Source organism: Gloeobacter kilaueensis JS1, from assembly GCF_000484535.1.
Classification (GTDB): Bacteria; Cyanobacteriota; Cyanobacteriia; order Gloeobacterales; family Gloeobacteraceae; genus Gloeobacter; species Gloeobacter kilaueensis.
The window spans coordinates 2,801,237-2,814,545 of record NC_022600.1; the positions used below are offsets into that span (position 1 = coordinate 2,801,237).

At 60.4% G+C, this 13,309-nt stretch carries 10 protein-coding genes; 6 read left to right on the plus strand and 4 right to left on the minus strand.

What is annotated here, in order from left to right:
* Positions 1 to 66: 66 nt before the first annotated feature.
* From GKIL_RS13015 to GKIL_RS13030, 4 genes are read left to right on the plus strand one after another with little or no spacing between them, the layout of a single operon-like run.
* On the plus strand, positions 67 to 591 hold the full coding sequence (locus GKIL_RS13015) for a tetratricopeptide repeat protein (RefSeq protein ID WP_023174111.1): 525 nt from the start codon (positions 67 to 69) through the stop codon (positions 589 to 591).
* Positions 584 to 811: a CRR7 family NDH-1 assembly protein gene (locus GKIL_RS13020; protein ID WP_023174112.1), complete on the plus strand. Its 228-nt coding sequence runs from the start codon at positions 584 to 586 to the stop codon at positions 809 to 811. Before GKIL_RS13015 ends, GKIL_RS13020 begins: the two co-directional genes overlap by 8 nt.
* Before the next feature lie 60 nt (positions 812 to 871).
* Positions 872 to 1,795, plus strand: coding sequence for a homogentisate phytyltransferase (locus GKIL_RS13025; RefSeq protein WP_023174113.1), 924 nt, complete (start codon positions 872 to 874; stop codon positions 1,793 to 1,795).
* Positions 1,796 to 1,803: 8 nt separating this feature from the next.
* A complete protein-coding gene (locus GKIL_RS13030; protein WP_023174114.1) occupies positions 1,804 to 2,592 on the plus strand; it encodes an SAM hydrolase/SAM-dependent halogenase family protein in 789 nt (262 codons plus the stop codon).
* A gap of 7 nt (positions 2,593 to 2,599) precedes the next feature.
* On the opposite strand, the gene ctaD is transcribed toward GKIL_RS13030, so the two are convergent.
* The 4 genes from ctaD to GKIL_RS13050 are packed head-to-tail and all read right to left on the minus strand — an operon-like array spanning position 2,600 to position 6,315.
* A complete protein-coding gene (ctaD, locus tag GKIL_RS13035; RefSeq protein ID WP_023174115.1) occupies positions 2,600 to 4,261 on the minus strand; it encodes a cytochrome c oxidase subunit I in 1,662 nt (553 codons plus the stop codon).
* Positions 4,258 to 5,196, minus strand: coding sequence for a cytochrome c oxidase subunit II (locus tag GKIL_RS13040; RefSeq protein WP_023174116.1), 939 nt, complete (start codon positions 5,194 to 5,196; stop codon positions 4,258 to 4,260). The genes ctaD and GKIL_RS13040 overlap by 4 nt, the downstream gene beginning before the upstream one ends.
* The gene (locus GKIL_RS13045) at positions 5,183 to 5,812 is read right to left on the minus strand and encodes a DUF2231 domain-containing protein (protein ID WP_023174117.1); all 630 of its coding nucleotides are present in this window, start codon (positions 5,810 to 5,812) and stop codon (positions 5,183 to 5,185) included. Before GKIL_RS13045 ends, GKIL_RS13040 begins: the two co-directional genes overlap by 14 nt.
* The gene (locus GKIL_RS13050) at positions 5,809 to 6,315 is read right to left on the minus strand and encodes a DUF2231 domain-containing protein (protein WP_023174118.1); all 507 of its coding nucleotides are present in this window, start codon (positions 6,313 to 6,315) and stop codon (positions 5,809 to 5,811) included. The genes GKIL_RS13045 and GKIL_RS13050 overlap by 4 nt, the downstream gene beginning before the upstream one ends.
* Positions 6,316 to 6,865: 550 nt before the next feature.
* Here GKIL_RS13050 and GKIL_RS13055 point away from each other — a divergent pair.
* Together GKIL_RS13055 and GKIL_RS13060 are read left to right on the plus strand one after the other, a co-directional pair.
* Complete coding sequence (locus GKIL_RS13055; RefSeq protein WP_023174119.1) at positions 6,866 to 11,659, plus strand: HAMP domain-containing protein; 4,794 nt, start codon at positions 6,866 to 6,868, stop codon at positions 11,657 to 11,659.
* Positions 11,659 to 13,284, plus strand: a complete 1,626-nt coding sequence (locus tag GKIL_RS13060; protein WP_023174120.1) for an ATP-binding response regulator — start codon at positions 11,659 to 11,661, stop codon at positions 13,282 to 13,284. The genes GKIL_RS13055 and GKIL_RS13060 overlap by 1 nt, the downstream gene beginning before the upstream one ends.
* The last annotated feature ends 25 nt before the right edge of the window (positions 13,285 to 13,309 follow it).

The following is a 13,309-nucleotide window of genomic DNA, read 5'->3' on the forward strand; positions in this document are numbered from 1 at the left end:
CCGCGCTGCTCAGAGTCGGTGCAGAGGGCTGTGCTACGGTGAAGGGGTCGCAGGCAGACAGTATGCATGAACGATAGTTTCCGGGTCGTCTATCTGCTGGGTCTGGCGGTGTTGCTGGGCTGGCTGGCCTGGCAGATCTTCCGGCAGGTGCGGCGCAACGTCGGCGTCGAAGGGGTGATCAATAAGCTCCAGCCCAAGCTCAAAAGCGGCCAGGGCACAGCCGAAGATTTTTACGAATTGGGCTGCGCCTACCTTGAAAAGCGGCTCTACATCGACGCGATCGACGATTTCAAAAAAGCGATCAACCTCAATCCCGAATTTGCCGAAGCTTACAACAACCTTGGCTTCTGCTACTTCCAGCAGAGCCAGTACGATCTGGCAATTCGTCAATACAAAGAAGCGGTGCGCTTCAAGGCCAATTACGCTTCGGCGCTGAATAATCTCGGCCACGCCTACGAGATGAAGGGGCAGGCGGCCCAGGCTCTCGAAGCCTACGATCAGGTGCTGGCGGTCCAACCGACCAACGCCACGGCAGAACGCCGGGCGCGGGCCTTGCGCAAGCGGGTGCCCTCCGCTGCTGCCGATGGCTGAGGAGCTGTACTACGTGCTCTTGCGCACCGGGGCGGATCAACAGTTCGTCACCGAGGGTGAACTGGTGGCGCTCTTGAGCGATGTGGTGGGACGGGCCGAAAAACTTGAGGGCAAGGCGCTGGCGGAGCGGGTGCGCTTTCTTATCGACACGGCCTGCGACTACCCGCTGGAGCCAGGGCAATATTTTGAGTGGTACGTCACCCGCCTCGAAAAATCGTAGGGGCGTCCCCAGACAGTACAATCTGGTACGAATAGCTACTTCGCGGGTGTTGAGCCTTTGATGCCGCTGACGCTGAGCGCTTTTTGGAAATTCACCCGGCCCCATACCCTCTACGGCACCGCCATCAGCCTGCTCGGGGTGTATCTGCTGTTCTGTGCCGAGACGGGCAGCAATTTTGTCCAGGGGCTCACGGCGCTGCTGGTGGCGGAGGGGAGCTGTCTTTGCGCCAACGTCTACATCGTCGGGCTCAACCAGCTTACCGACGTTGCGATCGACCGGATCAACAAGCCCTACCTGCCGGTGGCGAGCGGTGAGATTACGGAGCGCACCGGTGCGGTGCTGGTGAGCGTCCTGCTCGCCGTTGCCCTGGTTGTGGCCGGGTGGGCGAACCGCTTTTTGCTCGCGACAGTTGCCATGAGCGCCCTCATCGGCACCGCCTACTCGTTGCCGCCTCTGCGGTTGAAGCGCTTTGCCCTGTTTGCCTCGCTCTGTATATTTAGCGTGCGCGGCTTGATCGTCAATCTGGGCATCTGGTGCTACCTGCTGGAGTGGACCGGCAGGCCCATCGTCCTCGCTCCATCGATCTTGATCTTGAGTTTGTTCGTGACGCTCTTTACCTTCGTCATCGCCATCTTCAAGGACATCCCCGACACCGAGGGCGACAGCCGCTACCTGATCTCGACGTTTTCGGTGCAGTTGGGGCGGCGGTTTATCTTCAACCTTTCCAGTCTGCTTCTGGTGGGCAATTATCTGCTGGCCGTTCTGCTCGCCGCCTTTGTGCTGAAGCCCGCTGGTCTATTTTTCTTGGGCACGGCCCACGCCGTCCTGGCCGCCTTTTTTCTCTACCGGCGCAGACAGGTCAATCTCAAGGACAACCAGGCGGTGGCGGATCTCTACCAGTTCATCTGGAAACTTTTTTACCTGGCCTACTTGATCTTTCCGCTCGCCTGGTGGCTGGGCCACAGCGTCGGTTTCCCCGCCTGAGGCAAAAGATGGCGATCATCACGCTCCTGAGCGACTTCGATCTGCAGGATGGCTACGTGGCGGCGATGAAGGGCGCAATTGCAACCCTGGCTCCGGACGCCCGCATCATCGATATCACCCACCGCATTCCCCGCCAGGACGTGGCCGCTGCCCGCTTTCAACTGCTCACCACCTGCCCGTACTTTCCTGCCGGAACGATTCATGTGGCCGTAGTCGATCCAGGTGTGGGCACCCGCCGCCGGGCGATCGCCCTGCGCACGGCGACGGCAACTTTTGTCGGGCCAGACAACGGCCTTTTTGGCGGAGTTCTCGCTGGAGGCGTGCTTGCGGCTGTGGAACTCGGCGAGAGGCGCTTCTGGCGCACTGAAAACCCGAGCACGACCTTTCATGGCCGGGATATCTTTGCGCCGGTGGCCGCCCACCTCGCCTCAGGGGTAGGGCTGGAGCAGTTGGGACCATCTATAGATCCTCAAACCCTCGTGGAGCTTGAGTTGCCCGATTGGTCCCCTAGCGCCGACGGCGGCAGCGGAGTGATCCAGGCTATCGATCACTTCGGCAACTTGATCACCAATATTCCTGCCCAGGCGACCGCTGCGCGAAGCTGGCGGCTCACGGTTGGCGAACACGAGTTGCGGGCCGTCACCACCTACGGCGAGGGCGAGTTGGGGGAGGCCGTTGCCCTGGTGGGCAGCCACGGCTTTATCGAAATTGCCGTGAGCGGTGGCAGCGCCGCCGCAATGCTTGCGCTGCGGCCCGGCGATCCGGTCGAATTTGTCTGGCAGGAAGCGGAGCCTTGAATTTTCCTTATTCTGAGGGATCGTTCGGTCCGGCTCCCTTGCCGACGATGCCGTACTCGTAGGGACCGGCTTCGACCACCGGCAGCACCTCGAAGTTTTCGAGGGGCGGCGGCGAGGGCACGGTCCACTCTAAGCCGTGGGAGCGCCAGGGGTCGTTGCCGGCTTTTTTGCCGAGCAGGCCGCTGATGAGCACGTTCAACAAAAAGGGCAGCGTCGAGATACCGAGGGCAAAAGCGCCGATGCTGATAATCACGTTTTCGAGGGTAAATTGCGGCAGGTACTCCGCCACCCGGCGCGGCATTCCCAATAGTCCCACCTGATGCATCGGCAAGAAGGTGACGTTCAGGCCGATAAGAGTCGTCCAGAAGTGGATCTTGCCCAGCGTCTCGTTGAGCATCCGCCCGGTCATCTTGGGAAACCAGTAATAAATCCCGGCATAAAGGCCGAGCACGCTGCCGCCGAACAGCACGTAGTGCAGGTGGGCGACGACAAAGTACGTATTGCTCACGTGGATGTCCACCGGCACCGAGGCGAGCATGACGCCGGTCACGCCGCCCGCGACGAACATGCCGACAAAGCCCATCGCAAAGAGCATCGGCGTGGTGAGCCAGAGCTTGCCGCCGTAGATCGTCCCGGTCCAGTTGAAGACCTTGATGCCGGTGGGCACGGCGATCGTCATCGAGGTGATCATAAAGAACATGCGCATCCAGTCCGGGGTACCGGAGGTGAAGATGTGATGCACCCAGACCATAAAGCCGATGACGGCGATGGCGATCGTCGAGAGCACGATGACCTGATAGCCAAAGAGTGGCTTGCGGGCAAAGGTCGGCAGAATCTCGGAAATTACGCCCATCGCGGGCAGAATCATGATGTAGACCGCCGGATGGGAGTAGAACCAGAACATGTGCTGGTAGACCACCGGATCGCCCCCCATCGCCGGGTTAAAAAAGCCCGTGCCAAGGTTGAGATCGAACCACAGAAGCACCAGGGCGGCGGTGAGCACCGGCACACCCATGAGCGTGATGATCGAAGTGACGAGGGTGTTCCAGACAAAGACCGGCATCCGAAACAGGGTCATCCCCCTGGTGCGCATCGCCAGAATCGTCGCTATAAAGTTGAGGGCAGCCAGAATCGAGGAGATGCCCAGCAGCGTCAGGCTGCCGATCCAGAGGGACTGGCCGTAGTTAAAGACCAGCTTGTCGCCCACCTGCACTTGCTGCAGGCTCAAGGGCGGATAGGACCACCAGCCCGCCTGGGGCGGCCCGCCTGGGGTCAGATAGCTCGAAAGCAGCACCAGCCCCGCCGGTGGAATCAGCCAGAAGCTGATCGCGTTCAGGGTCGGAAAGGCCATGTCCCGCGCCCCGATCATCAGAGGCACCAGGTAGTTACCGAGCCCCGCCGAGGTCGGGATGATCCAAAGAAAGATCATGATCGTCGCGTGCAGGGTGAACAGGCCGTTGTAGCCGTTCTGGCTCACGACGTTCGACTCGGGGGTGAGCAGTTCGGCGCGGATCACCATCGCCATCAGGCCGCCCAGCAGGTAGAAGGTAAACGAGGTGACCAGGTACTGAATGCCGATGACTTTGTGATCGGTGCTGAAGCTGAAGTAGCGCCGCCAGTCGGTGGGCGGCTGCTTGCCCAGTTGCTGAGCCGGGGATACTCCGGTCATAGCGATCCTTTCAGTGGTTTGAGATGGCGGACGAGGGCGGCGCTGGCGACGGGCGAGAGCGGCTTTTCTACCGGCTGACTGGCGGTGGACGACTGGGAGCGGAGCCACTTATCAAAGTCGGCTGGTTTATCGACAAAGACCGTCGCCCGCATGACGCCGTGGTAGGTGCCGCACAGCTGGGTGCATTCGAGCACGTACTGGCCGGGCCGGGTGGGTAAAATCCGCAACTCGGAGGTGCGGCCCGGAATCACATCCTGCTTGAGGCGAAACTCGGGCACCCAGAAGCCGTGGATGACATCTTTGGCGGTCATCTTCAAGATCACAGGCCGGTTTAAGGGCAAGTGCAGCTCGCTGCCGGTCACTTTGCTGTCGGGATAGGTAAAGATCCAGGCCCACTGCACCGCCTCGACGTTTACCGTGAGCGGCGGCGGTCCCCCCGGACGGGGCGGCCCGAGCTTTGGCGAGTCGGTCACCTGGGCCGCCTGGGCCCGAGCGCCCTTGAACGGATTGGAGAACAGGTGCAGGTGCAGCCCGCCCACCTGGGGATTGCTGCGCGTGAGCTGGCGGTAGACATCGAAACTGTAGATGCTCAAGAAGGCGACCAGCACCACCGGAATGAGTGTCCAGGTAATTTCAAGCGGCAGGCTGCCATCGATGGGCGGGCCGTCGCTGTAATCGTTCGGGTCGCGCTTGAAGGCAAAACCGGCGTAGACCAGAAAGGCGAGAATCGAGAGGGTGATGATCGAGGCGATGACGACCATCAGGCGAAACAGCCCATCGACCGCCCGCGCCTCCGCCGTACCGGCCCCCGGCAGTAAAATATTGACATTTTTGCCAAACCAGAGGCTGATGAGCACCACCGCCGCCACCGCCCCCACCAGTAGCAGCACGCGCCAGACAGTGGTCGGGCTCGGAATCCAGTTACGGCGATTCATCGACAGATGCCTCCGGGGTGACAGGACGCAGCGCCGGGGCGTTGCGCGCTTTGAGTTGCTGGACGGTGGTGTTGTGGATGCCGAAGTCGTTGGCCATCTGCGCGCCCAGCTCTCCCTGCAGGTACATCAGGCCCACCGCCACGACACTCGCGAGCACATAGCTCCACTGCACCTGCCGCTCAGCGCCCCTGCGCCACCGGTAACGCTGAAAGCCGCGCCAGACTGCCAGGGCGACGATGAGCGTCAGCATCAAGATGCCGCCGATGCCGTGATAGAACATCGTCTGGGCAGCGGTCAGCCCCCAGGGACTTCTGGTGCCCACCGGCACCGGCGCGAGCAACAGTTCAAACAGGCCAAAACCCACGGTGACGAACGAGATGACCGCCGCCGCCACCAGATTCCACCAGCCTGCATCGAACAGACTCATCCGCCCGATAGGCAGGGTGAGGCCCAGGCGCTTGCGAAAGCTGTAGAACGCTCCGGCAACGTCGAAGAAGACGGCGATGATAAAAAGCCCGATCGTCAGATGCACAAACGTGGGATGAAGGGGCACCAGGTACGGCAACTGGTTGACTCCGAGGCCCAGGCCCAGATCGCCCGCTGCAGTTGGATTCATCGCAGTGCCCCCTGCCTGTCCGCTTCGACCACCGGCTTGACGTGGACGCCGTAGATCCAGACCAGTTGCGTGCCCAAAAAGAGCTGATAGCAGACCATCCCGACGACGACGAGCCCGGCCCCAAGGTAGGCAGGATTGATCCGGTCCGGATTGCGGTAGCGCATCACCCCGCGCCAGGCGGCCAGCACCAGCACAATCGCCCCCAGTCCCCAGCCAATCAGCGTGTGCCAGCTCAGGACCGGACGCATACCGAGCGTCTCGTTCGCCAGGCCCGCCTCCAACTGGCCAAAGAAGATTGCCCCAACGATTGCCGCACAGGCAGCGATCAGGTTGTACCAACCTACGTTCAAAAGGCGTGGCCTGTGAGAAAAATGTCCCAGCCAGTCAAAGAGGACCGAGAAGAGGACCATCGCAATCGCAAAATGCACGATGATCGGATGAATAGAACTGCCGATAAATCCGGGATAGGGCAGATTGTAGTCGTTGAGCTGAATACCGAACATGGCTGCATTCCATTTTTAGTGTGACTCCAGCAGGGTGCCGGACAGTGATTTCAAATTGCAGAGACAGAATAGATAGAACAGTGTTTCTATTGCCAACGGGCAGCCGAAAGACCATTGGGACGTCGCCTTTTTATCAGTATTTCTACTCAGAATTACCGACGGTTTCGAGCCAAAGGTACCAAGAAGCTATCAAAGCCCCCCAACCGTGAGATCAGCCCTATGGCAGAGGGAGTAGAAGTGGGACGAGAAAAATTTTGCATATGTCGGGACAAGTTTGCACAGCTAAAATGCGCCGAACGGCGCATCGGGCAGGCTCGGACACCTGTTTCTACCTAAAGGCTGATCCGCCCTGAGCACCGGTACAGTAACATACACGAGCTTTATTTCAGATTTGCTTCCTGGACAGGAATCTTCAGCAATCGGTTACAATCACCTTCTCAATCTCCAAAATGGATTTGAGGAGATAGAACCTGTCGTTGAACATTCTGGCTCGACTCAGGATGAACAACCTGCTCTGTTCGCAGCGATTGTCTTTCTTCAGGACCACCCTATGCCAGCCACCAAGTCAAAAAAATCTCACGACACTTCTGCTCTCGATCCTGAGCAGCTTCTCGACGTTCTCCTCGCCATCAAGCAGGGAGATTTTTCGGTTCGTATCCCAGTCGAGCAAGAAGGGATCGCGGGCAAAATTGCCCTCACACTCAACGAGATTATCGAGCTGAACGAGCAGATGACCAGCGAGTTGAACCGGGTGGGCACGGAGGTGGGCAAGGAGGGCAAGACCGATCAGCGCGTCTACCTCGGCAACGCCGCTGGAGCCTGGTCCTACTGCGTCGAGTCGATCAATACACTGATCGAGGATCTGGCGCAGCCGACAGCGGAGACGGCCCGCGTCATTCGCGCTGTCGCCAACGGCGATCTGAGCCAGCGCATCGCCACCGAGATTGCCGGGCGCTCCCTGCAGGGCGAATTTCTGCAGACCGCCCAGATCGTCAACGTGATGGTGGACCAGCTCGGCTCCTTCGCCTCAGAGGTCACCCGCGTCGCTCGCGAGGTAGGCACCGAGGGCAAGCTGGGGGTGCAGGCAGAAGTAAGGGGCGTTGCCGGTACCTGGAAGGATTTGACCGATAACGTCAATTCGATGGCGGACAACCTCACCGCCCAGGTGCGCAACATCGCCGAGGTGACGACAGCGGTGGCCAACGGCGACCTTTCTAAAAAGATCACCGTCGATGTCAAAGGCGAAATTCTTGAACTTAAAGACACGATCAACGTGATGGTGGACCAGCTCAACTCCTTCGCATCTGAGGTTACTCGTGTGGCCCGTGAAGTGGGCACCGAGGGCAAGCTGGGCGGCCAGGCGCAGGTCAGAGGGGTGGGCGGTACCTGGAAAGACCTCACCGATAACGTCAATTCGATGGCCGGTAACCTCACAGGTCAGGTGCGCAACATCGCCGAGGTGGCGACGGCGATCGCGAATGGCGACCTTTCTAAAAAGATCACCGTCGATGTCAAAGGCGAAATTCTCGAACTTAAGGACACAATCAACGTGATGGTGGACCAGCTCAACTCCTTCGCCTCAGAAGTCACCCGTGTGGCCCGTGAGGTCGGTTCAGAAGGAAAGCTGGGGGTGCAGGCAGAAGTCAGGGGCGTTGCCGGTACCTGGAAGGATTTGACCGATAACGTCAACTTCATGGCTGGTAGTTTGACGGCCCAGGTGCGCAACATCGCCGAGGTGACGACAGCGGTCGCGAACGGCGACCTGTCTAAAAAGATCACCGTCGATGTCAAGGGCGAGATTCTTGAACTTAAAGACACGATCAACGTGATGGTGGACCAGCTCAACTCCTTCGCCTCAGAGGTAACTCGTGTAGCCCGCGAGGTCGGTTCAGAAGGAAAGCTGGGGGTGCAGGCAGAGGTGAGAGGCGTTGCCGGTACCTGGAAGGATTTGACCGATAACGTCAACTTCATGGCTGGTAGTTTGACGGCCCAGGTGCGCAACATTGCCGAGGTGACGACAGCAGTGGCCAACGGCGACCTGTCTAAAAAGATCACCGTCGATGTCAAAGGCGAGATTCTTGATCTGAAAAACACGATCAACGTGATGGTGGACCAGCTCAACTCCTTCGCCTCAGAAGTCACCCGTGTGGCCCGTGAAGTAGGCACCGAGGGCAAGCTGGGTGGCCAGGCGCAGGTCAGAGGGGTAGGTGGTACCTGGAAAGACCTCACCGATAACGTCAATTCGATGGCCGGTAACCTCACAGGTCAGGTGCGCAACATCGCCGAGGTGGCGACGGCGATCGCGAATGGCGACCTTTCTAAAAAGATCACCGTCGATGTCAAAGGTGAAATTCTTGAGCTAAAAAATACCGTCAACACGATGGTGGACCAGCTCAACTCCTTCGCATCTGAGGTCACCCGCGTCGCTCGCGAAGTAGGTACAGAAGGAGCCCTGGGCGGTCAGGCTTACGTGAGAGGCGTGGCCGGTACCTGGAAAGACCTCACCGATAACGTCAATTCGATGGCGGGCAACCTCACAGGTCAGGTGCGCAACATTGCCGAGGTGACAAAGGCGGTCGCGAACGGCGATTTGTCTAAGAAGATCACCGTCGATGTCAAAGGCGAAATTCTTGATCTGAAAAACACGATCAACGTGATGGTGGACCAGCTCAACTCCTTCGCCTCAGAAGTCACCCGTGTGGCCCGTGAAGTAGGCACCGAGGGCAAGCTGGGTGGCCAGGCGCAGGTCAGAGGGGTAGGTGGTACCTGGAAAGACCTCACCGATAACGTCAATTCGATGGCCGGTAACCTCACCGCTCAAGTGCGCGGCATCGCCCGCGTTGTGACGGCGGTGGCCAACGGCGATCTCAAGCGCAAGCTCGCCCTCGAAGCGAAGGGCGAAATCGAGACCCTGGCAGAGACGATCAACGAGATGATCGACACGCTCGCCACGTTCGCCGATCAGGTCACCACCGTCGCCCGCGAGGTGGGTATCGAAGGAAAGCTAGGCGGCCAGGCGCGGGTGCCCGGTGCCTCCGGTACCTGGAGAGATCTGACCGACAACGTCAACGAACTGGCTGCCAACCTGACGACCCAGGTGCGCGCCATCGCCGAGGTGGCGACCGCCGTCACCAAGGGCGATCTCACCCGGTCGATCGCCGTCGAGGCCAAGGGCGAGGTGGCGGTGCTCAAGGACAACATCAACCAGATGATCGCCAACCTGCGCGAAACCACTCAAAAAAATACCGAGCAGGACTGGCTGAAGACCAACCTGGCCAAGTTCACCCGCGTGCTGCAGGGCCAGCGCGACCTCGAGGCGGTCTCCCGGCTCATCCTCTCGGAGCTGGCTCCCCTCGTCTCCGCCCAGCACGGCGTCTTCTATCTGATGGATACTGTCGAGAACCAGCCCTGCCTGCAGCTGCTGAGCACCTACGCCTACCGCGAGCGGCGCAGCCTGTCCAACCGCTTCTTCTTAGGCGAGGGTCTGGTCGGCCAGTGCGCGATCGAAAAGGACCGCATTCTGCTTACAGAGGTGCCCACGGACTACATCAAGATCAGCTCCGGCCTGGGCGAGGCGAATCCCCTCAGCATCGTCGTGCTGCCGGTGCTCTTCGAGGGGCAGGTGACGGCGGTGATCGAGCTGGCTTCCTTCCGCCGCTTCAGTGAAATCCACCTCACCTTCCTCGATCAGTTGACCGAAAGCATCGCGATCGTGCTCAACACGATCGCCGCCAGTATGCGCACCGAGGAACTGCTCAAGCAGTCCCAATCGCTGGCCGAAGAGCTGCAGAGCCAGCAAAAAGAACTCACCGAGACCAACCAGCGCCTCGAACAGCAGGCGCGCTCGCTGCAGGCGTCGGAGGAGCGCCTCAAGACCCAGCAGGAGGAACTGCAGCAGACCAACGAACAACTGCAGGACAAAGCCCGGCTGCTCTCCCAACAAAACGAAGAGGTCGAGCGCAAGAACCACGAGATCGAGCAGGCCCGCCGCTCGATCGAAGAAAAGGCCGAACAGCTCGCCCTGACCTCCCGCTACAAATCTGAGTTTCTCGCCAACATGTCCCACGAGCTGCGCACGCCGCTCAACAGCCTGCTCATCCTGGCGCGGCTGCTTTCAGGCAACGGCGAGGGCAACCTCACCGACAAGCAAGTCGAGTTCACCCGTACCATCTATTCGGCGGGTACCGACTTATTGGGGCTCATCAACGACATCCTCGATCTGGCAAAGGTCGAATCGGGAACGATCTCGGTCGAATTTGAGCAGATGCGCTTTGCGGATCTTAAAGACCAGATGGAGCGCACCTTTCACCAGGTCGCCAGCGATCGGGGGCTCGAATTTATCGTCGATTTTGACCCTGAGCTGCCGGAGGCGATGTTTACCGATCCAAAGCGGCTGCAGCAGGTGCTCAAGAACCTGCTCTCCAACGCCTTCAAATTTACCGAGCGCGGCGTTGTCATCCTGCACGTCTATCTGCCCCAGCTCGATCGGCCCCTGTACGGTTCCCTGGGCCGGGCCGAAAGGACGATCGCCTTCTCGGTGCGCGATACCGGCATCGGCATCGCCCGCGACAAGCAGCAGGTGATCTTCGAGGCGTTCCAGCAGGCCGACGGCAGCACCAGCCGCAAGTACGGCGGTACCGGGTTGGGATTGTCGATCAGCCGCGAGATTGCCCAGCTGTTGGGAGGTGAAATTCGCCTGGTCAGCGAACTCAACCGGGGCAGCACCTTTACGCTCTACCTGCCCCTCTTCAGCGAGTTACCCAACGATGGCAACCGCTCCCAGCAGTTGGCAAACGGCGGCCTGCTGAGCGGAGCGGTCTCCAGAGTCGAGCGAACCTCTCCCTGGCGTCATCTGACTCCCGGCGACAGTGCATCCGGACCGAGGGTGGACGGCCTGCTGTTACCGGTGATTGCCGATGAGCCACCGCAGCCGACGGTCAGCGAGGAACAACGGCTGGCAGGCCGCCAGATCTTGATCATCGACGACGACATCCGCAATATCTTTGCCTTGACCAGCGCCCTCGAGCGCTGCAACGTCGAGGTGTTCTCCGCCGAAAATGGCCTCGACGGCATCGTCCTGCTTGAGCAGACTCCCAGCATCGACGCGGTGCTGATGGATGTGATGATGCCGGGCATGGACGGCTACCAGACGATCGCTGCCATTCGCTCCCGGCCCCCGTTTGCCGATCTGCCGATCGTGGCGCTCACCGCCAAGGCGATGGTCGGCGACCGCGAGAAGTGCCTGGAGGCGGGGGCGTCCGAGTACATCACCAAGCCGGTCGATATCGAGCAACTGGTCTTCCTGTTGCACGAGTTGCTGCTTCAAAGGGAGACCGCCCACTGATGAATGCAACCCCCGTCGAGCCGGTCAGTATTCTGCTAGTCGATGACCGGTCCGAAAATTTGCTGGCGCTCCAGGCGGTCCTGGGCGGATTGGGTCAGAATCTGGTGACGGCCCGCTCGGCCCAGGAGGCGCTGCGCTGTGTGCTCCGCCAGGACTTTGCTTTGATCTTGCTCGATGTGCAGATGCCCGGCATGGACGGGTTCGAGGCGGCCCGCCTCATTCGCTCGCGTCCGCGATCGCACAGCACGCCGATCATCTTTCTCACCGCCTACAGCAGCAGCGATAGCCTCGTCTTTCGGGGCTACTCTCTAGGAGCCGTCGATTACCTCTTCAAGCCGATCGATCCGGCGATCCTGGTCTCAAAAGTGAGCGTCTTCGTCGAGTTGTTTCAGAGGACCGCCGAGGTCCAGCGTCAGGCCCAGGCGCTGAGCGCGATGAACGACCGACTGCTGCGCAGCGAAGAACGTCTCATCGACTTTCTCGACAACGCTGGAGATCTGATCCAGATCGTAACGATCGAGGGCCGCCTGCTCTACGTCAACCAGAGCTGGCAGCGCACCCTGGGCTATCAGCCAGCCGATATCGAGGCAATTACCTGCTTCGATGTCGTCCTGCCGGAGGAGCGCGCCGCCCTCGTGCAGCTATTCGAGCGCCTGCAGGACGAGCCGGCATCGCGCCGTATTGAAGTCACCCTGCTCAGCCGCAATGGCCGGGCGATCCCGACCGAAGGCAGCTTCAACTGCCGCTTCGAGGACGGCAAACTCCAGGCGATCCGCTGCATCTTCCACGATCTGAGCGAGCGCCGCCAGATCGAAGAAGCCCGCGCCCAGGCGCTCATCGAACAGATGGCCCGCGAGCAGGCAGAAGCAGCCAGCCGTACCAAAGACGAATTTCTGGCAATGGTCTCCCACGAACTGCGTACACCCCTCAACGCCGTACTGGGCTGGTCACAACTGCTGTTGCGCCGTCGCCTCGACGAGGCCGCCACCGAGCGCGCCCTCGATGCAATCGAGCGCAACGCCCGGCTGCAGCTGCAACTTGTCGAAGATCTGCTCGATATTTCGCGCATCGTCACCGGCAAACTCCACCTCGACCTGCGGCCTGTCAATCTGAGCGAAGTGCTCGAATTTGCGATGGGCACGATCCGGTCCAACGCCGAAGCGAGGCAAATCCAGCTCCACAACCCGTCTGCCGGGAGCGCCCTCCACCACTACCGGGTGATGGGCGACAGCAACCGCCTCTCCCAGGTCTTCTGGAACCTGCTCTCCAACGCCGTCAAATTCACACCCAACGGCGGCAGCGTCGAAGTGAGCCTGCTGCGATCGACCGATACCGTCACGATCAATGTCAGCGACACCGGCATCGGCATCCGGCCCGAATTTTTGCCCCACGTCTTCGAGCGTTTTCGCCAGGCCGACAGCAGCAGCACCCGCCAGCACGGCGGCCTTGGCCTCGGTCTTGCGATCGTGCGCCACCTCGTCGAACTGCACGGCGGCACGATCGCAGTGACAAGCGGTGGCGAGGGCCAGGGAACGACTTTTACCGTCGAGCTACCCGCCCTCGGCGAGCCCCAGGAGCATCCGGCCTGCGAAACGACTGGCTCCCCCCAGGCAAGCCATTCTTGATAAGCACGACAGCTGAAACTGCGCA